This window comes from Ruegeria sp. AD6, assembly GCF_056542325.1.
Window position 1 is genome coordinate 114,976 of sequence record NZ_JBQFZQ010000006.1, and the last position, 23,582, is coordinate 138,557.

Genomic DNA, 23,582 nt, shown 5'->3' on the forward strand with positions numbered 1-23,582 from the left:
GTGTTTTGGAACTCTTTAGCCTACTTACCATTCTTTTGGTGATTGCTAGCTGCGGCGCTTACGTTGTCCGCAAAGCCAATGGAGATAGTGAAGGGCAAGGGTTACAACTTCCCGGAGACCTAGCTTCGATCAAATCGGCGCTGGATTTGGTGGCGGAGCTAGCCAAGTCTTTTCGCGCCCAGGAATTGCAGAACATAGTTGTTCCAATTGGCGAGAGTGGCGTTGGTAAGACCACACTAGCTAGATACTTAACGGATGACCCGAACGCAAACAACGAACTCTCGACTGGCGAATACAAAGTCTATGGCAAGGCGTATTCCGTCGAGCGGCGAAACCCCAAAAAGGGAACTCAGGTACACTCGCTGTTTATGGGTTACTGTGATTACCGTGGCCAAAACTTGGGTACGCTTGTCAGTGGGCTATCCGGTGGGAATGATATCAATGCGTCAGATGTAAACTCGGTCGTTCTAATCGTAGATCTATTCCCGCCACCGCGAAACATGAGTGGAGCCTTTCAAGAAGACACTGAGCGCCGCCCCATGCCTGACGAAGAGCGGATTGCACACAATTTAGCGAAGTGGAACGAAGAGATTTTGCAGGTATTGCTGAGCCCGCTTAACCGGAATGCCCTAAAGTGTGTTGTGCTGTTTATCAATAAGGTGGATTTGATCTCCAGTGAAGAAGGGCGAGAGCGTGCGGTTGAGGCATACCAACCACTGGTCGAAAGACTAGAGATGTTCACGGTGGGGTTGAACTTGAAAGTTCATGTAATGTTGGGATCGATAAGAACCGGAGAAAACTGTCTAATTCTCAGGGACTTATTGTTACGCAAAGCGGTTTTCGTATGATGGGACAAAAGAGGAGCGATGACTGGGGAGCCAAGGACGAGCGGGATTATCAGATCCAAGCGAAAGGAAAGCGACGCAAGCAAGCCTTTGACGAAGATGATCAGATAGTCGTCGCCGGAGAGAGCGCCAGCCCAAAGAGTAGCGACACAATGCCTACGCCGAGTGGCGCTAAGCAAGCAGCCAGCGTTCAAGAAAGCGGGACTTCCAAGAACTCTAAAAGGCAATTCAGTAGCATGAGACCGATGGTAATCGGTGGAGCATTATTATTTGTGGTGTTTTTCTTGGTATGGTGGCTGCGACCATCTGCTAAAGTTCTAGAATTTAACAAATATATCGCAGAAGTTTGCATCGAACAGAAGAACTTCGGTACGCCGGAGGTCATCGAAACAGCAAAATGGGCAGCTCTCAAATCCTTTTGCGACGAACACGGCGGTTTAGCTGCGGAAGACAGTGAAAACGAGGCGGCAAATCAGGACGAGCCGACCACGGAACCAGCAGAAGATCAGTGAATGCTGAGAGCAAGTTGGATGTAATTGGCATTCGAACGAAAAACTAGTTCGTTTGCTTGAGCTCTGGAATTTAACTCTCATCTCCTGAGTTTAAAATACGACTGTGCATGCTTTCCAATCAAACCTGATCGTTGGCGGTCGCCTGATCAAAGAGTTCGAATAGCTACCCGCAGCCTACGCGATCCATGCAGGCAGGTACCGACGTCCCGCGACTTATGCTGATACAAGCAAACAGTATGAGTTGTGCATAGCTAAGTGTGACACTAAGGTGAGACACACTACAAACCAACACACTACAATAGTGTTTACTATCAGAACATTAGGCGTTCAGCGGCGTTTCCCCTAGGCTCCACCAAATCTACCTGGATTTGCAGTCTAACAAGACCACCAATCAATTCGGCAAGGTTTGCCACTCGTCGACTACAGCGTCGCTGCATACCGCAAGGACTGTACCGAACTGGTTCAGAACAGCCTCGCTTTGGCTGGGGCGTAGCAAGGCGATGTCGCCGGGTCGGGCTGCGCTTGTGGCAGGTCCTGTCCAAACCTCCTGATTGCTGGAGCGACCGAATATTGAGGAATAGGCGAACCCCTTTGGATGCACCGGATGTGCGAGGTAGTGACCGCCAAACACGGCGATATCGGTTTTGCGACGGGGCAGAAAATCCAGCCCGGGCAACCCGTTGCCGGGCATGGCCTTGAGAATTGGCGTCCCTATAAACGCCGCTGGCTGAAAGGCACGGGTCGCGCTGTGGTCAAAATCCGAGGGTTTGACCAGAACCGAGCCAAAGGCGACCTCGGTCGCTGAATTGTCCGAGGCATGGGTCTGGAACGTCAGGCTGCCCCCGGTATTCAGGCACAGGCCTGCGCCTTGATCCGGCAGTGCGGCGACCGCGCAGCGAAAGGTCTGGGCCGAGGCGCGGGCCGCTCTGTTTCTCAGAAAGCCTGGCAGTTTCGCCAGATGGGCCTCATAGCCCATCACACCGCTCAGCCGTGCCAAGGGATGCGCTTGGATGCCCTTGGCGACCTCGGCGACCTGCTCGGGCGTCAGACCGCCGCGATGCAGACCGATGTCGAGTTCCAGCGACAGGCGGAGCCGGGACTGGGTCTGATCGGCAAGGGCCAGATACTCACGCAACCGGTCGGGCGTATCGATCAGCCATTGCACCCGCTCCGCCGCGTCAGGACAGGACGCCAGGACACGGGCGGCGGATCGAACCGGCAGAGGCTTTCCGATCAGGTGATCCGTTCCGCTTTCTGCTTTCAGCAAAGCCGTCAGCATCGGCGCAGAGAACGTCATCAGGCCCGAGGTTGGGATCAGGCCTCTGATATGATCCAAAAGCGGCAGGCAGGGCAGAGATTTGGCCACCAGTCGCCGATCCAGCGCAGCATCCGCGCCAGCATCGGCGGCTGCGCAATTCGCCTCTAACCGGTCCAGATCGACGGCCACAACGGGCTGATCTACGCCATGTTTGTGCAGCGTTTCGGACAATCGGTTTAGATACGGATCGCTCATGGCCGGAACAGCCGCGCCAATGCGGGTGTCAGGAATTTATCCTGCGGGTCCAGCTGCGCGCGCAAGGCGCAGAAGCGGTCGAAATCCGGATAAAGCCCGGACAGGTCCTTGTAGGTGAGGCTGTGCATCTTGCCCCAATGCGGCCTTCCCCCCGCCTCAAGGAACAGCGGCTCAAGCGCATTGAAATATCGGCTGTGATCTTCATCCGCATCTGTGTGGATCGCGACCGAGATCCGGGGGCCGCCCTGAAATGGCGAGAGACACGCGGTGTCTCCGGCGGTTTGCCGGACCTCGATCGGGAAATAGATGTCCTTGTGATCCCGTTCCAGCCTGCGAAATACTTCATTCAGCACGTCACCGGCTGTATCGGGCGGCAGATGATATTCCATTTCCTTGAAACGAATATGTCTGTCGCTGCACAGAACCTTCCAGCTTTCACCAACATAGTCCTCATCGGACTGCGCCAGCGTCAGCAGCTTCAACAGCACAGATCGTAAGCCCGCGCTGAAGCGGCCCGCATTTCGGGCAAGTTTCAGCACCTTGACCGCGATCATATCCAGATCGCGCGGCGCCTTGCTTTCCGGGCTTTCGACGATGGCATGCCTCAGTTCGACTGCTTTGCCGGTGAAGGGGATGTAGAAGAACTCGAAATTCCGGTTCTCGGCCCAGTTCTGATGCATATTGGCCAGACACTCTGACAAATCGGTCAGGGTCACGCGTCGGCGCAGGTTGTATTTGGGCACGACATTGATGCGCGCCTCGGTCAGCACCCCAAACACGCCAAGCGATACCTGCATCATCTCCAGCGGCACGTCACCCGTGGTCAAGATCTCTCCGCCTGCGCTGATCAAACGGGCATCGGTGATCTCGGCCGACAAACAGGGCAAGCCGCGCCCGGTGCCGTGGGTCGCAGTTGCGGTTGCACCGGCCAGAGACTGCGCGTTGATGTCTCCGAGATTGCGAAAGGCCAGACCCTGTTGACCCAATGCGGGCGACAGGTCGCGCAGGCGGGCGTTGGCGTTCACCCAGACCTGACCATCCCTAACGTCGCCGACTGTGGGCAGGTTCAGGTTTGACAGGTCCAGAATTCTGTCGGCCCCTGCCACAATGGGCGTAAACGAATGCCCGGCCCCGACCACACGCAGGCTTTCGGGCGCGGATACCGTCTGCTGCAAGTCTGCAAGCGTTTCGGGGCGCGCGACGTTGATCTTGGCGCTTTCATTCCCTGCCCAGTTTGACCACATGCTCCTGCTCCTCCGTTGCAAGAGGATTGCAGCCAGCAGACTGTAAAACAAGTCAGGGAATCAGCGCGTTACGCTACGTGACCCGCACCTAGGCCGCGTTGGCCCGCAGGGCTGAGACGCGCTTGAACCACTCGGACACGGCGGTCAGGTCCGGGGCCAGCTGCTCGGCCTCGCCATCCGTGAACTCTTGAAACTTTTCGCTGTTCATCCCGTTCACACCGACCAGAACCGGGATGTCCTGCGCCAATGCCTCGGCAATCACAGGGCGGAACCCACGGCCATCAGCCTCGTGCTTGCCGAACTTGTTGATGATCAATAGTTGTGGCGCATCCGACAGCGAGGCGGTGACATAGCCAACCGCCTGTTCCAGCGCTGCCGGGTCCAGACGACACCCACGGGATTCGGTCCCCAAGGATTGGGATATCCGGATTGTCTCACCTTCCGGCAACACACGCACATCCATGTCGCATTTGCTGCTGTCAGCGCATTCCGTGTTGGTCTGGACAACGCCTGCCAGCTTCGCGCCCGATGCCAGCAGGTGCTCTGCCACTGCGCTCAGCAAGCGGTCGGTTGCGCCGCGGTCGGTGGTTGTGACATAGGCCAGATTCATCTTTGGACCCCCGTGGGATGAGTTTCAGAGTTTCAAATAGCACGCCGACTGCGGCTCGACTACTCCCGGCGTCAGGGAAGCGGCGACAGGCCGATCACGAGAGGGTGTAGCCCAAGCAGCACTGCATAGGCCGCAACTGCGGTCACCCACACCCATGGCCCGGGCCAAGGGCGGGGCGCGCGCAGCGACAGGCGCGCGGTATTGCGTGACAGGCGCACCCACTCCGGCCCCATTTCTCGGGCCTTGCGGCGATCGATCAGGGCCATTCCCATCAGTGCGAACCCGGCAAACAGCCCAAAAAGGATCACATGGGACAGGCTGCCATTGGCGACCAGATGCGCGGCGGCCCACAGCATCAAGGCGGCTAGGATCGGATGGCGCGTGGTGCGCAGAATACCCGGGCATTCGGGGTCAAACCTGCGCGTATCCATGCCACCAAACGAGAACGGGTTTTCGATGCTCAAGCCGGCGATTGTCAGCCAGCACACAAGCGGCATGACCAACAGCGGAATCCATCGCAGGGCCTGCGCCGGTGGGATGATCTCGACATAAGGCGCGTTTGCGGCGGCTATGATCAGCCAGATCAGCACTGCGACGGACAACAACGAATAAGCGGCGAAATAGGCCCGCCGCCCCATCGCATCGATCAGCCATCCACGAACGGGTGGGCGCACGGGAATGGCGTGGCTCAGCAGGAATACTGTCAACGCTGCTATGAAGATGCCCCATCCGGCCATTTCGATCTCCGAACCTGTTTTCTGAAATTGGTAGGTTTACCGGACCGGTGGGTCTTTGTCCGAAATCAAGTCGCCGGGCCATGGATTGGCAAAACCTCCTGCAATCTGGCATCAAAGGACAAGCGTCACAGGCGGAGGTCGCAACAATGCGTTCATTTGATGAGATTTTCGACATCGCAGCAGGTCGCCACGGTGGGGTCGACGCCCTGAATGCAAACCTGAGCAAGCCCAAAACCCCCGCAGAACTGGCTGCGATGCCCGAGGATCGCTGGCTTGCGACCCTGACCAAATGCATCTTTCAGGCCGGGTTCAACTGGAAGGTCATCGAGGCCAAGTGGGACGGGTTTGAAGAGGCGTTTGACGGCTTCGACGTGGGCCGCTGCGCCTTTATGGATGACGAGAAATTCGACGCGCTTTTGCAGGACACCCGTATCGTGCGCAACGGCACCAAGATCGCAACCGTCCGCGACAACGCGGCGTTTCTGTTGGAGTTGCGGGACGAAGGCGGGGCCGGTCAGGTTCTGGGCGGTTGGCCCTCGACCGATTACATCGGCCTTCTGGCGATGCTGGCAAAACGGGGATCACGGCTGGGCGGGGCCTCGGCCCAATATGCGATGCGGTTTGCCGGGCGCGACAGTTTCATCCTGTCACAAGACGTGACAGCCCGGTTGATTGCCGAGGGCGTGATCGACAAGGCCCCGACCTCCAAAAAGGCGCTGGCTGCCGTGCAAGAGGCTTTCAATGCATGGATGGATCAGTCCGGACGCTCACTGACGGAAATCAGCCGTGTTCTGGCGATGAGCATATGAAAACGGCTTGCGGAACCGATGGGGCAAGCTAAATTTTTCTTCATGGGTTTGCGTTTTTTGGTTCTGGCGTTTCTGTTTCTGGCGGCTTGCGGACGCCCGTTGACTCAGCAGGAACGCGACTTTGCTGATGCCGTGCAAGGCGAGACGCTGAATCTGGATCGCGTTCGTCTTGTAGAAGGTGCCCCGGTCGCGCCGATCACCTATTACCGCGAAGCCCGCCCGCGTCTGGCCTGCCGCGAGCGCATTCTGCCCCCGGTCGAGCCGGGACCGGTTACCGGGAAACCTGCGGCCATCGCCTTGTTCAACAAGGTTTATTTCGCCCGCGACTGGTATCTTGAGGACTATATGTCTGACTATCCCGAGCAGATGAACCTGATCGCGGCCATGTTGCTGGCGCATGAATTGACCCATGTCTGGCAATGGCAAAATCGCAAGACCACTGGCTATCACCCCCTGCGCGCAGCGGCAGAGCATGGCGGGCGCAAGGATCCGTATCTGTTCGATCTGGATACCTCGCCCGATTTCCTGTCCTACGGCTATGAACAGCAGGGCGCGATTGTCGAAGAGTATGTGTGCTGCCGCGCGCTGGACCCACAGGCGCAGCGGACCAAACGGCTGCACCGTATGCTGGGCGCGCATTTTGACCTTTCTCCGCTGCCGCAGGAAGGGCGCGAGCGTGCGGTTGCCATCCCATGGAGCGATGCGAAGGTCGAAGGGATCTGCAGCTAAGCGTCAATTACGCTGCAGGGTTTTCAGATACGCCACCAGATCGACGATTGGCTGACTTGTCAGGATAGGCTGGCCATCTTCGGTTTTCATCGACGTGTCCTGCCCGTCGAAATACGGCCCGTAAACCGGCATCGGGCTTCCGTGGCTGACCAACGGATCACGCCCGTCAATCCGGGCAACAACGCGCGCGGTTGGAAAGCCACCCCCTTTCGCCAAGCCCGTCAGGTCGGTCGGCTGAATGACCAGAACCCCGGCCATCGGACCTTGGCCGGTGGCATCTATGCCATGGCACGTCGCGCAATAGTGCTGATACAGTTCCGCGCCCGTTTGCGCATCCTGCGCCGCCGCACTGTGTCCGGCGAACAAAAGCAAGACAGATACAGTTCCGAGCTTTGACCACTTCATCGCATCCTCCTGTCAGCATTGGCATTTACAGGCTTGCCCGAGCGGCGGCTTGGCGCAATGATCCAGATCAACGAGGCAGGAGGGTTCGGGCCATGACACAATACGCAGCCATCATGCTGGCCGCCGGGATCGGCGTTCCCATTCTTGCGGCATTGAATGCGGCCCTCGGCAAGCTGATCGGCTCACCCACAACAGCCGCCGTGATCCTGTTTGCCATTGCGTTTGCCGCGTCGGCCCTGGTGATGCTGGTGTTTCCCGGTTTCGAGGCGCTGTCCAAGGTTGCACAGGCCCCAAAACACCTTTTGCTGGCAGGCGTTCTGATCGCCTTCTACGTGCTGTCGATCACCCATGTCGCCCCGCATTTCGGGGTTGGAAACGCCGTCTTCTTTGTTTTGCTGGGTCAGTTGGTCAGCACCGCCGCGATTGACCATTTCGGGCTGTTTGGCGCACAGATCACGCCGCTGACCTGGATACGCGCAGGTGGGATCGCCGTGATGGCCGTTGGTGTGGCGATCACTCAACTGGCTTGAGAATACCGCCCTCAAGCCGCACCATCCGATCCATACGCGCCGCAAGCTCCATATTATGCGTGGCGATCAGGGCCGACAGACCCTCGTCCCGCACCAGCGTCATCAGCGCATCGAACACCTGATCTGACGTCTCGGGATCAAGGTTCCCGGTCGGCTCATCGGCCAGCAGCACCCTGGGCTTGTTGGCCAGCGCCCGGCAGAACGCCACGCGCTGTTGTTCGCCACCCGACAACGCCGCCGGGCGGTGGCTGGCGCGCGGGGCCACGCCGACGCGGCCCAGCAGGCCCATGGCCCGTTCCTGCGCTGCTTTCTCAGAGACACCATTGGCCAGTTGCGGCAAGGTGATGTTCTCCAATGCCGTAAACTCGGGCAGCAGATGGTGGAACTGATAGACAAAGCCCACATCCTGCCGGCGCAAAGCCGTGCGCGTCCGGTCACCCTTGCCGCTGACATCCTGCCCGCCGATCTCGACCTGACCGTCATCCGGCATGTCCAGAAGGCCCGCGATATGCAGCAAAGTGGACTTCCCAGCCCCCGAGGGCGCAACCATCGCCACAGCCTCACCCGCGCGCAGGTCCAGATCGACGCCGCGCAGCACCTGCACCTCGCCGGGGGTGCCTTTCAGATACGTCTTTGTCAGGCCCTTCAGTCGCAATGTCACATCATTCATAGCGCAGCGCCTCAACCGGGTTCAGCCGCGCCGCGCGGCGGGCGGGAAAATAAGTGACGATAAAGGACAGGCCCAGCGACAAAGCTACGGCCTTGAGCACGTCGCTCAGGTGCAGTTCAGCCGGAAGGGCATAGATGCCGCGAATGGACGGATCCCAGACGCCACCGCCCATCACATAGTTCACGAAAGAGAAGATCGGATCGATATAGATCGCAAACAGGCAACCCAGGATCACGCCCATCACGGTTCCGATGATGCCGGTGAAGGCACCGCAGATAAAAAACACCCGCAGGACCGAGCCCTCGCTCAGACCAATCGTTCGCAAGATGCCGATGTCGCGCCCCTTGTTTTTGACCAGCATGATCAGGCCCGAGACGATGTTCATTGCCGCAATCAGTACGAGGATCGACAGGATGATGAACATCACGTTGTCCTCAACCTCAAGCGCGCGCAGGAACCCGCCCGAGGCGTCCTGCCATGTCCAGATCTGGCTGCGCTGGCCCGACGCTTCGAGGATGGGGATCAGGATCGGGCCCAGCGTTTCAGGTTTGTTGACCATCACCTCGATCTCATCCGCCACGCCCTCGCGGTTGAAAAACCCCTGAGCTTGGGAAAACGGCATGTAGACGCGGGTGCGGTCAATGTCATAGCGCCCGGCGGAAAACACGTAGACCACGCGATAGGCATTGACGCGCGGTGAGGTTCCAAAGGCGGTTTTCACCCCGTTGGGTGACGTCAGCTTGACCGTATCCCCCACAGTGGCCCCGATGCTGCGCGCCACGCCCGAGCCGATGGCGATCACATCCTCGCCCGTCTGAAACAGGGACAGATCCCCTGCCGCCTGTTCGGCTTGCGCAATGCCTGGCAGGTCCATCAGGTCATCGGGACGGATGCCAAATACCTCGACCCCGCTGCTGCGGTCGCGGTTGGTGATCAGCACCTGACCTTTGACCAACGGCGCAGCCCGTTCGACGCCCGGCACCTCAGCGATCCGCGCGGCCCGTTCCTCATAATCTGCCATGGTGCGCACCGGGCGGCCCTGCGCGTCAATCTCGCCCGAGGAATACACGGCGACATGCGCGTTGGCCCCAAGGATCGTGCCCACGAACTCGGCCCGGAACCCGGACCGCACCGCCAGGGTCGCGATCAGGGCAAATACCGCCAGAGTGATCCCGATCAGCGAGATCCACGTCATCACGCTGACGCCCCCCTCGGCCCGGCGGGCCCGAAGGTATCGCCACGCGATTTTCCATTCGAAAGGGGCAAAAGGCGGGGGTGTCTTGGCCATGCCTGCTCCGGTCTTGTTGTTTGGCGGCGACCCTTTCGGCATTTCGCGCGATGGTCAAGCCGCTTATGGGCGTGTCGGTCCCGGCAGGCGAATTCGGCGTGGAAAACCCCAATATCGAACCGAATCAGTTCCGGCTGCCGGACACAGCGCTCAGATAAAAAGTGATATTAGAATCAAAGACTACACTATTGGTTGTGACGACCTTCACAGACCGCGCGTCATTGTTTCAGCTATGAAGTCAATATCGGCATTGCGTGATCGACTGAACTCAAAATGCCACATATAGTAAGCAATATTATTTCGCTTTTTGCTTATTTTCAGAAACTTTGTCACCCTGCTTGCGGGGGAACACATTTCAGAGCGGGGGTCGCTCAATGAATATTCACAATACACCGGAAGGGTTGGACCCGATTTTGGTCCGCGCATCATCAACGGAATTGGATTGCGAAACGGCCGCGTTGCTGCGGGCCGCGATCCGGCCAATCTTCGCAAAAGCAGCAAGCTGGGGCAGCTTAGCGGATCGGCTAAGGGAAAAGGGCTATCGCCTTGCCTTTCTCAAAGGCCGCCTTTGCATCACCGATCGTACAACCGGTCAGCGCATCTGCGGGATACGGTTTCTGGGCTTTGAGCTGAAAGAACTGGTCAACCGGCTGGGCCGCCCCATCGTGGTTGCACGCGGCAATCAGGCGGATGGCGAGCTGCTGATCGCCCGCCCTGCGTCGGCGCGGTTGTAACACCGCGCCAGCATTGATCGAGGCCTATCGCCGTGGTCAGGCGATGCCCTGATAAATTTCCGCGATCTTGGTAACAGCCGCCTCGGGGCTTAGTTCTTCGCTTTCGCCGGTCCGGCGGCTGGTCAATTCAACCACACCGTTTTTCAAACCACGCGGTCCGACAGTGATCCGCCAGGGCAGACCGATCAGATCCATCGTGGCAAACTTGCCCCCTGCCCGTTCGTTGCGATCATCATAGAGCGGCTCAAGGCCTAGTGCCGTCAGCGCGACGTAGAGTTTCTCACAGGCCGCATCCGCCTCTTCATCGCCCTGCTTCAGGTTGACGATCCCGCAATGGAACGGGGTCACGCCTTCGGGCCAGATGATGCCCTTGTCGTCATGGCTGGCCTCGATGATCGCACCGATCAGGCGGCTGACGCCGATACCGTGGCTGCCCATATGTACCGGAACCGGCTTGCCATCGGGGCCCTGAACGGTCGCGCCCATGGCCTCGGAGTATTTGGTGCCGAAATAGAATATCTGGCCGACCTCGATCCCGCGCGCAACGCGGCGGCGATCTTCGGGGACCTCGTTGAACAGCGCCTCGTCATGGGTTTCATCGGTGCGCGCGTATTTCGAGGTGAACTCTTCCAGGATCGCCTGACATTGGTCGCGGTTGTCATAGTCGATCTCCCGATCCCCAAAGGTCAGATCGGTCACTGCGCTGTCATAGAAAACCTCGGACTCGCCAGTGTCGGCCAGTACCAGAAATTCATGCGTGTCGTCGCCGCCAATGGGACCAGAGTCCGCGCGCATCGGGATTGCTTGCAGACCCATGCGTTCATAGGTGCGCAGATAGCTGACCAGATGGCGGTTATAGGCGTGCAGCGCATCCTCTTTCGTCAGGTCGAAATTGTAGCCGTCCTTCATGTAGAACTCGCGCCCCCGCATCACGCCGAAACGCGGGCGGATTTCGTCGCGGAACTTCCATTGGATTTGGTACAGCGTCAGCGGCAGGTCTTTGTAGCTGCTGACATGGCCGCGGAAAATGTCTGTCACAAGTTCCTCGGCTGTGGGTGTATAGAGCATGTCGCGGCCATGGCGGTCCTGCATCCGCAACATCTCCTGACCGTAATCGTCATACCGCCCGGACTCGCGCCACAGGTCCGCCGATTGCAGGATCGGCATCTGGATCGCGATATGACCCGCGCGCGCCTGTTCTTCGTGCACGATGTTTTCCAGCTTGCGCAGCACTTTGAAGCCCAGCGGCAGCCAGGAATAAATCCCGGCGGCGGCCTGCTTGATCATTCCGGCGCGCAGCATCAGCCGGTGGCTGACGATCTGAGCCTCGGAGGGGTTTTCCTTGAGAACGGGCAGAAAGTAACGGCTGAGGCGCATGGGTGGACCTTCAAAGGTGAATTTGGACTTCAAAGGTCATTATTCCAAAGCCCCGCCGGGGGCAATCGGGCATTGGCGAATTTGCGACGCCGGACCTGTCGGTTTTTGATTGACCCGCCAGTCAGGGTTTTCAATTGTGACAGGAATGTAAAACCCATGAGGTGCCGATGCAGACGATTCAGGAACCCGCCCGCCAAATCCCAGTGGTGCACCAAACCGATATTCTGGTCGTCGGCTCAGGCCCCGCCGGGCTGGCGGCTGCGTTGGCGGCGGCGCGGGCGGGGGCCGAGGTGTCTCTGGTCGACCGGTTCGGCTGCATGGGCGGCAATATCACCGCCGTGGGGGTCGAGGGGTTCGCCTGGTATCGCCACGAACAGACCGTCGAAGCCGGCGGCATCGGCATGGAGTTCGAAACCCGCGCCAAAGAGATGGGCGCGGCAGTGCCCGAAAGCCAGTCGCTGAGTTATGAGCTGGATAGCGAAGGCTTCAAACTGGTGGCCGACAAGCTGGTCGAAGAAGCGGGCGTGCATCCGATGCTGCACCGTCAGTTCGTCGCCCCGATCATGGACGGCGACCGGATCACCGGCATCATTACCGAATCCAAAGCCGGGCGTGAGGCGATCCTGGCCAAGGTGGTGATCGACGCCACAGGCGACGCGGATGTGGCCCTTCGTGCCGGAGCGCCCACGCATAAGACGCCGCGCGAAGACATGATGGCCGCCTCGGTCATGTTCCATCTGGCAGGCGTCGATAAGCGCGCGTTCATGGAGGGCGTAAAGGCCGACCCCCAGACCTACAAGGACTGGGGCGGCGGTGGTGAATGGAATATCGAGACCAGCGGAAAAGAGGACGACATGTTCTCACCCTTCGTGCACAAGCCGTTCCAGCAAGCCATCGATCAGGGGCTGATTCCGCCGCATCTGAACACCATCGCGGGCACATGGGGTGCGATGCATGACACGGGTGAGCTGACCTATATGAACCTCATCCATCTGGCCGAGGTGGACGGCACCGACCCCGACAGCCTGACAAAGGGTGAGATCGAAGGCCGACGCCAGTCGATGCTGGCCATCGAAGCCTTGCGCCGGTTTATGCCGGGATGCGAAAACGCGCGGCTTCGGAACTTTGGCATGACCATCGGCATCCGCGACACCCGCAAGATCGACGCGGTTTACAATATGACCGAGGATGACGCCCGCCATCAGGGCCGGTTCGAGGACACGATCGGCATCTACCCCGAATTCATCGACGGCTACGGCATCCTGATCCTGCCGACCACGGGGCGATACATGCAAATCCCCTATCGCTCGATGCTGCCCAAAGGGGTCAAGGGCCTGCTGGTCGCCGGGCGCTCGCACGGTGCGGACCGGGTGGCCCATGCCGCCACACGCAACATGGCCTGTTGCGCCGTCATGGGTCAGGGCGCAGGCATTGCGGCCGCGCTGTCGCTGAAAAGCAATCAGGAGCTGGATCGGTTGAATCTGACCCCCGTGCATACTGAATTGGAACGTCAGGGCGTAAGGATCAACTGATGGATACAATCCCGACCATAGATATCTCGGCACTGGCACACCCGGACAGCCCCGAATACAAGGCAACGGCGCAACAGATACTCGACGCCTGTGTTGGCATCGGCTTCTTGTCGATTACCGGGACGGGCGTGTCGCAGGGCAGCGTCGATCAGGTCCGGCAGACGGTGCGCAAGATCTTCGACCTGGAAGAGAGCCGCAAATGGGATCAGGCCATCACGCGCGAAAACTATCGCGGCTACATTCCGATGGGGTTTTTCACCCCGAATGACGGGTCGGGCAAAGCTGACAAATACGAAGGCTACAAGCTGCATCATGAAGTCCAGGAAGACGCGGAAATCCGGCAGGTCTGTGCGCTGTATGGCCCGAATATCTGGCCTGACCACGCGCCCGAGGCGCGCGGGGTCATTCTGAACTATTGGTCCCAGTTGGACCACGTGACCGACCTGTTGCTTGGCGCGCTTGAAACTGGCCTGAACCTGACACCGGGGCAGTTGCAAGACGCATTTCGCGATCCGTTGACCAACATGACCCTGCTGCACTATCCGCCGCAAGCCGCAGAAGAGGACGGGTATGGTATCCATCCGCACAAAGACACCGACGCGCTGACAATCATCGCCCCCGACCCGGTTGGCGGGCTGGAGGTGCAAACCCGCGATGGTGGCTGGATCACACCTGACTGTCCCGAAGGTGGCTTTGTCGTAAACATTGGCGACATGTTAGAGCTATGGTCAGGCGGGCGGTTGAAATCGACACCGCACCGCGTCGTCAATCGATCCGGCAAGGAACGGTATTCATTCCCTTATTTCGCCGTCCCGCGCCATGACGTGGTGGTCCAGCCGCTGCTGCCCACCCTGCCCGGTTTTGATCGCCCGGCCGTGCATTGCGGTCATTGGTCCGCGGAAATCTGGCGCACAAACTGGCCGGACGAGGCGGCGACAAGCGACACTCCGGAATTGGGGACGCTGGCGGATTGAGCGCCTAAATCTGCGTGTCATGAACCGCTTGCATCATGTGCCGGTATAAGCGAAGAACATCCCCGACGGTCAAAGCACGAGGACGACCATGGCGCTTCCGGTAAAGGATCAACTGAGATACTGGGGCTTCGCCGCAGCGATTTTCATTCTGATCCTGTGGGCCTTGGGCGACGTCCTTCTGCCTTTTGTGATTGGCGGTGCGATTGCCTATTTCCTTGATCCGGTTGCGGACCGGCTGGAAAAGCTGGGCCTGTCTCGGGTTGCGGCGACCGGCATCATAACCGTTGTCGGCGTTCTGGGATTCGTCTTGATGATCCTGATGGTCGTCCCGGCCCTGATCACGCAGCTGCTCGAGCTGGTCGATATCCTGCCCAGCCTGTTCAAACAATTGCGCGGGTTCATCGAACAACAATTCCCATCGCTGCTCGATCGCGAATCCAGCACCCACCAGATGCTGGTCTCATTCGGGGAAACCCTGAAATCGAAAACCGGCGACGTGCTGGAAACGGTGCTGGCCTCGCTGGGTTCGGCCATCAACATCGTTGTTCTGCTGGTCATCGTCCCGGTTGTCGCGGTCTACCTGCTGCTGGACTGGGACCGTATGATCGCCCGTATCGGAGAGCTTCTGCCCCGCGATCACGCCCCCACAATCAAGCGGCTGGCCGGTGAGATCGATGCGGTTCTGGCCTCATTCGTACGCGGTATGGGCACGGTCTGTTTGATCCTGGGTACCTACTACGCAGTTGCCCTGATGATTGTCGGCCTGCAGTTCGGGCTGATCGTCGGCTTTATCGCCGGGCTGGTCACTTTTATCCCCTATCTGGGCGCGCTGATCGGGGGTACTCTGGCCATCGGGCTGGCCCTGTTCCAGTTCTGGGGCGATTGGGCCCATATCGGTCTGGTTGCCGGGATTTTCGCGCTGGGTCAGGTGACCGAAGGCAATTTCCTGACGCCCAAACTGGTCGGCAGTTCGGTTGGATTGCACCCGGTCTGGCTGCTGCTGGCCCTGTCGGTCTTTGGCGCGCTGTTCGGATTTGTCGGGATGCTGATCGCTGTGCCTGTCGCCGCAGCCTTGGGGGTCGTAGCGCGGTTCGGCACATCGCTTTATCTTGACAGTCGCCTTTACACCGGCCTTGAAAGCCCGGATCAGGAAGACAAATAAATGGCTCGACAACTGAGCTTTGATCTACCAGCCAAAACCGCGCTGGGGCGCGAGGATTTCTTTGTCTCGCCCTCTAATGCGCTGGCCGTGGCGATGATTTCGGCCTCATCCTGGCCCGGCAACAAACTGGTGCTGAGCGGCCTGGCAGGCGCGGGCAAGACCCATCTGGCACATGTCTGGGCCGCCGAAACCGGGGGACGTATCGTGCGCGCGGCGGACCTGCAACATGACGAGGTGCCGGAACTGGCACGCTCGGCCATCGCGGTCGAAGACGTGCCGGATATTGCTGCCGATATCGAACAGCAAAAGGTTCTGTTTCACCTGCACAATCTGGTCCTTGCCGAAGGTCACGCCCTGCTGATGACCGGCCGCCTTGCGCCTCGGTTCTGGCAATTGCCGCTGGCCGATCTGCAAAGCCGGGTCGAGGGTGCGCATCACGTAGCACTGGATCCCCCCGATGACGCGCTGTTGGGTGCAGTGCTGGCCAAGCTGTTCGTCGACCGCCAGCTGAACCCCGGACCCGAGGTCATTGCCTATCTGGTCAAACACATGGACCGCCGCTTTGAAACCGCAGCGGACGTTGTACAACAACTGGACCAACTGGCGCTGGCCGAAAAGCGCGAAATCACGCGGTCGCTGGCCATCCGGGTTCTGAACACGGACCAATACGAAATGGATACTGGCGATTGACCGGGCACCGGGGATTTCGCATCTTACGTCTGGAATATCTGGAAGACACATGGATCAGACCGTCGAAACCGACATCCCGGATTGGGGCCCCTTCGGTAAACCTCTGTTCGATGACCCTGGCAGCCGCGCGCTGTCGCGGGTGGGGGTCGTCGATGTAGGGTCGAACTCGGTCCGAATGGTGATCTTTGACGGCGCGGCGCGCTCGCCCGCCTATTTCTACAACGAAAAGGTCATGTGCGAGCTTGGCGCCGGCCTGTCCGAGACCGGCAAGCTGAACCCGCGCGGGCGCGACCGGGCGCTGGCAGCGTTGCGCCGGTTCCAGCATCTGGCCCGCGATCTGGACCTGCCCGGCCTGCATGTCGTTGCCACCGCCGCCGTGCGCGAGGCAAAGGACGGCCCGGATTTCTGCGCCCAGGTCAAAGCCGAAACCGGCCTGCATGTGGCCGTGATCGACGGCGGGGAAGAGGCCCGGCTGTCCGCTCAGGGCGTGCTGCTGGGCTGGCCCGGAGCCTATGGTTTGATCTGCGACATCGGCGGATCCTCGATGGAACTGGCCGAGATTGGCGACGGGCAAGTGGGTCGCCGTGTAACCTCGGACCTTGGCCCCCTGAAACTGCGCGACATCAAGGGCGGGCGTCGGGCGCGCAAAGCACACATCAAGGGCACAATGGAAGACCTGCGCGCGCAGCTTGGCCAGCAGCGCGACCGCCTGTTTCTGGTCGGCGGCAGCTGGCGCGCCTTTGCGCGGCTGGACATGTTGCGGCGCGGCTACCCACTGAATGTCATGCACGAATACCGCATGACCACCAAACAGGTGCGCGAGACGATCAAGTTCATCGAAGCCAATGATCACGACAAGCTGCGCAGTCAGGCTGGCGTGTCCAGTTCCCGGATGGCTTTGATCCCCTATGCGATGGATGTTCTGGCCCGACTGATCCGCACCTTCAAACCCAAGGATATCGCGATCTCAAGCTATGGCATCCGCGAGGGGTTGCTGTACGAACAAATGTCGCAGGAAATCCGCGACCGCGACCCGCTGATCGAGGCCAGCCGATTTTCCGAATCCAAAGACGCGCGCCTGCCGGGCTTTGGGCGGCACCTGTATGACTTCGTCATGCCCCTGTTCAAATCCGCCCCGCCCGCGCGGGTTCGGCTGATCAAGGCGGCGTGCCTTTTGCACGACGTCAGTTGGCGCGCGCATCCCGACTACCGGGCCGAGGTGTGTTTTGACTATGTCACCCGCGCCAATCTGGGGGGCCTGAAACACTCGGAACGGGTCTTTATCGGCCTCGCCTTGCAGCATCGCTATCGCAACAAACGCGAAGGCAACCGGTTCGCACCGTTTTACGAGCTGCTGGACGAGCAAGGGCAAAAACAGGCTGAGATTCTGGGCAAGGCGATGCGGTTCGGCGCGATGCTGTGGATGCATAACGATGCCAATATGGGACGGTTGCGGTTCTATCCCAAAAAGCGGCAGCTTGACCTGTTCCTGCCCAAAGCCGCGGGTCCTCTGTTCAACGAAGTGGCCGAGGCGCGCCTGAACTCGCTCTCAAGCGCGCTGAAATCCGAGGCGCGGGTGATCATCAAAGGTTAAGCACGAAACGCTTCAGATATCCGTGCCTTCGTCAGGGGTTTCTTCCTCGGCTTTCGGATCCTCTGGCGCGTCCTGAGTTGGCTTCTTACGGATGATAATATCGCCATTTGGCAGTATTTCGGGCGCTTCATAGGCGCTCCAGTCCTTGACCTCTGCGGCCAGTTCCGCCAGCGCGGGGCCCATTTCTTCCAGAAAGGACTGCATCGCCGGGCCGAAGGTTTCTGCCATGCCCAACAACTCGTCCAATGCAGGCTCCATTTCCTTGCGCAAGCCTTCCAGGAACAGTTCGGCCCCTTGCTCCATCAGGGATTTGCTGTCCTCTTCCTGCGCGAACGCAGTTGTACCGATGCCGGACGACAAGGCGGCGATGATCAGAATGTGTTTCATGTCAGGAATATAGGCACCGGGGTGGCGTGAGGAAAGATCACAGATCGATATCCAGCGTGACCGGGAAATGGTCCGAGGCCGTCAGCAACGCCTCGCGCAGTTCCGGGTTCGACCAGCAGGTCGTGTCTCGAAACGGATGCCAGATGCGCCAGGCCGGGCGGCAGGCCCGCAGGTCCTGGCTGATCATGATGTAATCCAGCAGCGCTTCAAGGAACTTCCCCTCTTTGGGCCGCGCAAACCGCGCAGTCGAGGGGACCGAGCCCGGTCGCGGGCCATGTGCCGTCACCGCATGCGGATCAAACAGACCCGCCTGCAGCAAGATTTCGACCGAGGATCGCCCGAACAGATGTTCGAACTCATCCAGTCCCGGCCCGTCGTTGAGGTCCCCCAGCAGGATCACCGGTTCCTGCGCCTCGACATGCGCCTCGACCCGCCGGGCCAACCAGATCGCTTGTGCCAACTGCTTGCGCCGATTGGCAATCGAAATCCGGATCGCTTCGTCCCGCGTTTCCGCCCCATGCGGTGCCTTGGATTTCAGATGCGCCCCGATCAGACGAAATTCAAATCCGGCCTGTGTCTGGATCGACAGTTCCATCGGCGGTTTCGAAAAGCGCACCACATCTTCGGTCGCGTCCACATCCAGATCGATGCGGAAATCGCCATCAAAACGGGGCGTATGAGCATCGCCCCGAGGATCGTGTCGCGCAGTCAGGGCTCCGGGATCATACAGCAACGCCAGTTCCTGATGGGTATCGTTGGCAAACCCCATGATCGCATGACTTGTTCGCAGATCGAACGCTTCGGCAAACTGTTGTAACGCCCGCACGGTGTTCTGTTTGCGTCCGGTGTTCGGAGCCTCGACAATCAGGATCGCATCCGCATCCAGCGCAGTCAGAACCTTGGCAATCGCTTCGACCTGCTGCGCCTTGGTCACGTCGTGCCGCCCGGACCAACTGTCATCCACGATCAGCGCGTCGTTCTTGTCGAACAGATTGGCGAACCATTCGATATTGTAGGTCGCCAGCCGCATCCGCTCAGGCTCGCGCGCCGTTGATGTCGTCCCAGGCGCGGTTGATGTCGATCATCTTTTTCTCGGCCAGCCGGATCGCCTCTTCCGGCACGCCCCTTGCCATCATAGCGTCGGGATGGGTCTCGCGCACCAACTGACGCCAGACTTTGCGTATCTCGGACACCGGCATATCGCGCGAGACACCCAGCACCACGTAAGGATCGTTTGGCGCATCCGGCACAAAACGCGCGCGCAGGGCCAGAAACTGCGCGTCGGTCTGGCCGAAAATGCGACTGACATCCTCAAGAAACTCGTTCTCGTTAGGATGATAGAACCCGTCCGCCATTGCGATGTGAAACAGCCCCTCCATCAAATCGCACAGCGTGGTGCTGTCTTCGGCGAACATCCGGGCGATCTTGCGGGCATAGTCCTGATAGCCTGCCACATCTGTCCGCGCCATGTTGAAGACGCGTGCAGCGCCTTCCTCATCCTCGCGCGCGATCTGGAACACATCGCGGAAGGCCGTGACCTCATCCCGTGTCACCTGCCCATCGGCCTTGGCCATTTTGGCGCCCAGGGCAATCACCGCGATGGTAAATGCCACGGATCGCTCGGGCGGCGAGCGCAGCTTCTCGAAAACAGCGGTCAGGCTTTCGCCTTGGGCCAGCGCGCTCAGCGCATCGGATATGCGGGTCCAGATCGACATGGGCGTACCCTAGCGTCCCATTTCGGGACTGTCAGGTGGAACAGGTCACTCAGTGGCAAGAATTTTCTGCATCAGCACAAGATCCAACCACCGGTTCCATTTAAACCCCACTTCCGGCATCAGGCCGACCTGCTGAAACCCTAACGCCTTGTGAAACGCAATGGCCGCAGGATTGGCCGAGGACACCCCGGCGACCAGAACATGGATTCCGTCAGCACATGCGGCGGCTTCCAATTCCGTCATCAAAGCCCGCCCCGCGCCTTTGCCCCGCGCATCTGGGGCCAAATAGATCGCATGCTCGCAGCTACGGGCATAGCCGGGCCCGTGCCGAAATGGACCGTAGGTGGCAGAGCCTAGTACCGCACCGTGATCCTCGACCACCAGATAGGATGGGCCACGTTGGCGGATGTCGGCTGCAATCGCCTCGGCACTGCGTTCGTCGGTTGTGAAGGTCACCAGCGTGTCGCGAATGATCGCGTTGTTGATCGCGGCAATGTCGGCGGCGTCCGAAGGTTGGGCCTGACGCACCCTCATTCCAGCACGCGCAGCCCGTGCGGCGTATCAAACTCGGCCCGCATGGACACCGGACCGGTGTCAAAGACAACCAGATCGAGTGCGCCCAGATGCTGCGCCAAACGCATCGCGTCCGGGTGGTACACCACCAGTCGCCGCAAGCTGCACCCGCTGTCCTGCAACATCTGCGCCGGATGCAGATCGCCTTGCCACTGGATCAGCGCGGGAAACAGATTGTCAAAAGGCAGGCGGCCATTGGGCGGCACAGCCATGCGCCAGCGCAATGCCCCACGGGTCAGATCAATCGGCGTGCCGACGCCATCGGGAAACAAAGCAAGCGACGCTTCGATATCGGGCACACGGCATATCCAGTTGGTCAGGCGCGGCTTGCCTGCGAACCGATCCAGATCGAACCAGCGGGTACGCTCGGGCACCGGAGCATCCGGATCGATGGCAATTGCTTCCAGATACAGACCATCCCGCAAGCCCAGCAGGCGATTATAGGTGCCGAATTTCTCGTGCTTTCCGCCGGGCTGAAGCGGTACACCCAGCGCCTGTTCGATATGCGCGGACGCCTCTTCCAGCGTCTCGCCCGCAACGGCCAAATGATCGAGTATCATGCGCGCCCTCCCAACAAAACGACCAGACCCAAGCAGGTCTGGTCGCATGTTTTCGCCAAAGGCGGCGGACCACAAGATTTTTCGTCGAAAAACCGCGGTCGCTGTTAGCCGCGCGCTTCGCTGATCAGGCGCAGAATGTCCTGCGCCGCTTCGGGAATGTTTGTTCCAGGTCCAAAGATCGCCTTGACGCCGTGGTCATACAGGAACTGGTAATCCTGCTGCGGGATCACACCGCCGCAAATGACGATAATATCCTCGGCGCCGGCTTTCTTGAGTTCCTCGACCAGTTGCGGTGCCAGCGTCTTGTGCCCCGCCGCCTGAGACGAAATGCCGATCACGTGCACGTCGTTGTCCACCGCGTCCTGAGCGGCCTCGGCAGGCGTCTGGAACAGCGGGCCGACATCCACGTCAAAGCCAATATCGGCGAACGCGGTGGCAATCACCTTGGCACCGCGGTCGTGACCGTCCTGGCCCATCTTGACCACCAGCAGACGCGGGCGACGGCCTTCGGTCTCGGCGAATTCCTCGATGGATTTCTGGATCGCGGCAAAACCTTCGTCGCCTTCATAGGCCGCGCCATAGACGCCAGCCAGCGTTTTCACTTCGGCGCGGTGACGGCCGAACTCTTTTTCCATTGCCATGCTGATCTCTCCTACGGATGCGCGGGCACGGGCGGCCTCGACGGCGGCGGCCAGAAGGTTGCCGCCCTCGCGGGCGGTGGTGGTCAGGGCCTCAAGCGCGGCCTGACAGGCCGCTTCGTCCCGCGTTGCACGGATACGTTCCAGACGCGCGACCTGAGCCTCGCGCACGGCGACGTTGTCGACGTCCAGAATGTCGATCGGGTCTTCCTGTTCCTTGCGGTACTTGTTGACGCCGACGATCACCTCTTCGCCCCGGTCGATCATCGCCTGACGACGTGCAGCGCTTTCCTCGATCCGCAGCTTGGGCATACCCGAGGCCACGGCCTTGGTCATGCCACCCATCTCCTCAACCTCTTCCATCAAAGCCCAGGCTTTTTCGATCAACTCGTTGGTCAGGCTTTCGACGTAGTAAGAGCCCGCCAGCGGATCGACCACATCGGTCACGCCGGTTTCTTCCTGCAGCACCAGCTGGGTGTTCCGCGCGATACGGGCCGAAAAGTCAGTCGGCAGCGCAATCGCCTCGTCCAGCGCGTTGGTGTGCAGCGACTGGGTGCCGCCCAGAACCGCACTCATCGCCTCATAGGCGGTGCGGATCACGTTGTTATAGGGGTCTTGTTCCTGCAAGCTGACGCCCGAGGTCTGGCAGTGGGTGCGCAGCATTTTCGAACGCTCGGATTTGGCTCCAAACTCGGTCATAACGCGATGCCACAGGGTCCGGGCCGCGCGCAGTTTGGCGATTTCCATGAAGAAGTTCATGCCAATGGCAAAGAAGAACGACAAACGGCCCGCGAACTTGTCCACATCCATCCCGGCCTCGGTCGCGGCGCGTACGTATTCGCGGCCATCGGCCAGCGTGTAGGCAAGCTCCTGCACCAGGTTCGCCCCGGCCTCTTGCATGTGGTAGCCCGAGATCGAGATCGAGTTGAATTTCGGCATCTCGTTCGACGTGTATTCGATGATGTTCGAGATGATCCGCATCGACGGCTCGGGCGGGTAGATATAGGTGTTGCGCACCATGAACTCTTTCAGAATGTCGTTCTGAATGGTTCCCGCCAGCAGCGACTTGTCATGGCCCTGCTCTTCGCCTGCGACGATGAAGTTCGCCAGAATCGGGATCACCGCGCCGTTCATGGTCATCGAGACCGAGACCTTGTCCAGCGGAATGCCGTCGAACAGGATTTTCATGTCCTCAACGCTATCGATGGCCACACCGGCCTTGCCCACGTCGCCAACCACGCGCGGGTGGTCGCTGTCATAACCGCGGTGCGTCGCCAGATCGAACGCGACCGAGACGCCCTGCTGACCGGCGGCCAGGTTGCGGCGGTAAAACGCGTTCGATTCCTCGGCGGTCGAGAAACCGGCATACTGACGGATCGTCCACGGGCGCCCCGCATACATAGTGGCCTTCACGCCGCGCGTGAACGGGCCGAAACCGGGCAGCGAGCCCATATGCGGCAGATCGGCGGTGTCTTCCTGCGTATACAGCGGTTTGACGTCGATGCCTTCCAGCGTTTCCTTGGTCAGATCGTCCAATGGCCGTCCGCGCAGCTCTTTCTCGGCCAGCGCGCGCCAATCCTTTGTGTCGGTCATTGAGGGGTCCTCTTGTCAATTCGGATCGCAGATGGCTGCAATCCGTGCGTATGGTTGATCAGCATCCAATCGGTCGGGGCAACGCGCAACAAATTGAGCATCATGTGCATTTCGTCAGTCGCATTCGCGCGCGCAGAGGCTATATTCAACGGGACAGGAGG

25 protein-coding genes are annotated in these 23,582 nt (G+C 59.8%); 11 read left to right on the forward strand and 14 right to left on the reverse strand.

Annotated elements, in window-relative coordinates; all coding sequences use genetic code 11:
• Positions 1-5 precede the first annotated feature (5 nt).
• Together ACR0KJ_RS13795 and ACR0KJ_RS13800 are read left to right on the forward strand one after the other, a co-directional pair.
• Positions 6-848 (forward strand): hypothetical protein, encoded by an 843-nt coding sequence (locus tag ACR0KJ_RS13795; protein WP_480626941.1) that lies wholly within the window; start codon positions 6-8, stop codon positions 846-848.
• Entirely contained in the window at positions 845-1,357 is a 513-nt protein-coding gene (locus ACR0KJ_RS13800; protein WP_480626942.1) for a hypothetical protein, read from the forward strand. The genes ACR0KJ_RS13795 and ACR0KJ_RS13800 overlap by 4 nt, the downstream gene beginning before the upstream one ends.
• A gap of 391 nt (positions 1,358-1,748) precedes the next feature.
• Here the strand turns inward: ACR0KJ_RS13800 and ACR0KJ_RS13805 are convergent, their stop codons facing one another.
• The 4 genes from ACR0KJ_RS13805 to ACR0KJ_RS13820 form a co-directional block, all read right to left on the reverse strand.
• Positions 1,749-2,870 carry an alanine racemase gene (locus ACR0KJ_RS13805; RefSeq protein WP_480626943.1) on the reverse strand — a complete coding sequence of 374 codons (1,122 nt, stop codon included), beginning with the start codon at positions 2,868-2,870 and terminating at the stop codon, positions 1,749-1,751.
• On the reverse strand, positions 2,867-4,114 hold the full coding sequence (locus tag ACR0KJ_RS13810) for a D-arabinono-1,4-lactone oxidase (RefSeq protein WP_480626944.1): 1,248 nt from the start codon (positions 4,112-4,114) through the stop codon (positions 2,867-2,869). Before ACR0KJ_RS13810 ends, ACR0KJ_RS13805 begins: the two co-directional genes overlap by 4 nt.
• Before the next feature lie 88 nt (positions 4,115-4,202).
• The gene (locus ACR0KJ_RS13815) at positions 4,203-4,724 is read right to left on the reverse strand and encodes a DUF2478 domain-containing protein (protein WP_480626945.1); all 522 of its coding nucleotides are present in this window, start codon (positions 4,722-4,724) and stop codon (positions 4,203-4,205) included.
• A 71-nt stretch (positions 4,725-4,795) separates the two neighbouring features.
• A complete protein-coding gene (locus ACR0KJ_RS13820; RefSeq protein WP_480626946.1) occupies positions 4,796-5,461 on the reverse strand; it encodes an NnrU family protein in 666 nt (221 codons plus the stop codon).
• Between the two features lie 146 nt (positions 5,462-5,607).
• Between ACR0KJ_RS13820 and ACR0KJ_RS13825 the strand changes: the two genes are divergently transcribed.
• On the forward strand, positions 5,608-6,270 hold the full coding sequence (locus ACR0KJ_RS13825; RefSeq protein ID WP_170520068.1) for a DNA-3-methyladenine glycosylase I: 663 nt from the start codon (positions 5,608-5,610) through the stop codon (positions 6,268-6,270).
• Positions 6,271-6,312: 42 nt separating this feature from the next.
• Positions 6,313-6,999 (forward strand): hypothetical protein, encoded by a 687-nt coding sequence (locus ACR0KJ_RS13830; RefSeq protein ID WP_170624333.1) that lies wholly within the window; start codon positions 6,313-6,315, stop codon positions 6,997-6,999.
• Between the two features lie 3 nt (positions 7,000-7,002).
• On the opposite strand, the gene ACR0KJ_RS13835 is transcribed toward ACR0KJ_RS13830, so the two are convergent.
• Positions 7,003-7,404 carry a c-type cytochrome gene (locus ACR0KJ_RS13835; RefSeq protein WP_480626947.1) on the reverse strand — a complete coding sequence of 134 codons (402 nt, stop codon included), beginning with the start codon at positions 7,402-7,404 and terminating at the stop codon, positions 7,003-7,005.
• 92 nt (positions 7,405-7,496) lie between these two features.
• Here ACR0KJ_RS13835 and ACR0KJ_RS13840 point away from each other — a divergent pair, with 92 nt between their 5' ends.
• On the forward strand, positions 7,497-7,934 hold the full coding sequence (locus ACR0KJ_RS13840) for a DMT family transporter (protein ID WP_480626948.1): 438 nt from the start codon (positions 7,497-7,499) through the stop codon (positions 7,932-7,934).
• Here ACR0KJ_RS13840 and ACR0KJ_RS13845 read toward each other — a convergent pair.
• Positions 7,918-8,604 carry an ABC transporter ATP-binding protein gene (locus tag ACR0KJ_RS13845; protein WP_480626949.1) on the reverse strand — a complete coding sequence of 229 codons (687 nt, stop codon included), beginning with the start codon at positions 8,602-8,604 and terminating at the stop codon, positions 7,918-7,920. The genes ACR0KJ_RS13840 and ACR0KJ_RS13845 overlap by 17 nt on opposite strands.
• Entirely contained in the window at positions 8,597-9,892 is a 1,296-nt protein-coding gene (locus ACR0KJ_RS13850; protein ID WP_480626950.1) for a lipoprotein-releasing ABC transporter permease subunit, read from the reverse strand. Before ACR0KJ_RS13850 ends, ACR0KJ_RS13845 begins: the two co-directional genes overlap by 8 nt.
• A 374-nt stretch (positions 9,893-10,266) precedes the next feature.
• Here ACR0KJ_RS13850 and ACR0KJ_RS13855 point away from each other — a divergent pair, with 374 nt between their 5' ends.
• Positions 10,267-10,626: a hypothetical protein gene (locus tag ACR0KJ_RS13855; protein WP_170454857.1), complete on the forward strand. Its 360-nt coding sequence runs from the start codon at positions 10,267-10,269 to the stop codon at positions 10,624-10,626.
• A gap of 36 nt (positions 10,627-10,662) precedes the next feature.
• Here ACR0KJ_RS13855 and proS read toward each other — a convergent pair whose 3' ends face one another.
• Positions 10,663-12,003: a proline--tRNA ligase gene (gene proS, locus ACR0KJ_RS13860; protein ID WP_170454859.1), complete on the reverse strand. Its 1,341-nt coding sequence runs from the start codon at positions 12,001-12,003 to the stop codon at positions 10,663-10,665.
• 167 nt (positions 12,004-12,170) lie between these two features.
• Here proS and ACR0KJ_RS13865 point away from each other — a divergent pair, with 167 nt between their 5' ends.
• The 5 genes from ACR0KJ_RS13865 to ACR0KJ_RS13885 all read left to right on the forward strand — a co-directional run bounded on the left by ACR0KJ_RS13865 (position 12,171) and on the right by ACR0KJ_RS13885 (position 17,955).
• Entirely contained in the window at positions 12,171-13,535 is a 1,365-nt protein-coding gene (locus ACR0KJ_RS13865; protein ID WP_480626951.1) for an FAD-dependent oxidoreductase, read from the forward strand.
• Complete coding sequence (locus ACR0KJ_RS13870; protein WP_170737528.1) at positions 13,535-14,509, forward strand: isopenicillin N synthase family oxygenase; 975 nt, start codon at positions 13,535-13,537, stop codon at positions 14,507-14,509. The genes ACR0KJ_RS13865 and ACR0KJ_RS13870 overlap by 1 nt, the downstream gene beginning before the upstream one ends.
• An 88-nt stretch (positions 14,510-14,597) precedes the next feature.
• A complete protein-coding gene (locus ACR0KJ_RS13875; RefSeq protein ID WP_170633992.1) occupies positions 14,598-15,671 on the forward strand; it encodes an AI-2E family transporter in 1,074 nt (357 codons plus the stop codon).
• The gene (locus ACR0KJ_RS13880) at positions 15,672-16,361 is read left to right on the forward strand and encodes an HdaA/DnaA family protein (protein ID WP_480626952.1); all 690 of its coding nucleotides are present in this window, start codon (positions 15,672-15,674) and stop codon (positions 16,359-16,361) included.
• A 49-nt stretch (positions 16,362-16,410) separates the two neighbouring features.
• The gene (locus tag ACR0KJ_RS13885; RefSeq protein ID WP_170454869.1) at positions 16,411-17,955 is read left to right on the forward strand and encodes a Ppx/GppA family phosphatase; all 1,545 of its coding nucleotides are present in this window, start codon (positions 16,411-16,413) and stop codon (positions 17,953-17,955) included.
• Positions 17,956-17,967: 12 nt separating this feature from the next.
• Here the strand turns inward: ACR0KJ_RS13885 and ACR0KJ_RS13890 are convergent, their stop codons facing one another.
• The 6 genes from ACR0KJ_RS13890 to scpA form a co-directional block, all read right to left on the reverse strand.
• Entirely contained in the window at positions 17,968-18,342 is a 375-nt protein-coding gene (locus ACR0KJ_RS13890) for a hypothetical protein (protein ID WP_480626953.1), read from the reverse strand.
• A 37-nt stretch (positions 18,343-18,379) separates the two neighbouring features.
• Complete coding sequence (locus ACR0KJ_RS13895) at positions 18,380-19,372, reverse strand: endonuclease/exonuclease/phosphatase family protein (RefSeq protein ID WP_480626954.1); 993 nt, start codon at positions 19,370-19,372, stop codon at positions 18,380-18,382.
• A gap of 4 nt (positions 19,373-19,376) precedes the next feature.
• Positions 19,377-20,057, reverse strand: coding sequence for a molecular chaperone DjiA (locus ACR0KJ_RS13900; RefSeq protein WP_170454875.1), 681 nt, complete (start codon positions 20,055-20,057; stop codon positions 19,377-19,379).
• A gap of 45 nt (positions 20,058-20,102) precedes the next feature.
• On the reverse strand, positions 20,103-20,591 hold the full coding sequence (locus ACR0KJ_RS13905; RefSeq protein ID WP_480585151.1) for an N-acetyltransferase family protein: 489 nt from the start codon (positions 20,589-20,591) through the stop codon (positions 20,103-20,105).
• Positions 20,588-21,190, reverse strand: a complete 603-nt coding sequence (locus ACR0KJ_RS13910) for a VOC family protein (RefSeq protein WP_480585149.1) — start codon at positions 21,188-21,190, stop codon at positions 20,588-20,590. Before ACR0KJ_RS13910 ends, ACR0KJ_RS13905 begins: the two co-directional genes overlap by 4 nt.
• 104 nt (positions 21,191-21,294) lie before the next feature.
• Entirely contained in the window at positions 21,295-23,421 is a 2,127-nt protein-coding gene (scpA, locus tag ACR0KJ_RS13915; protein ID WP_170624357.1) for a methylmalonyl-CoA mutase, read from the reverse strand.
• Positions 23,422-23,582: the final 161 nt, after the last annotated feature.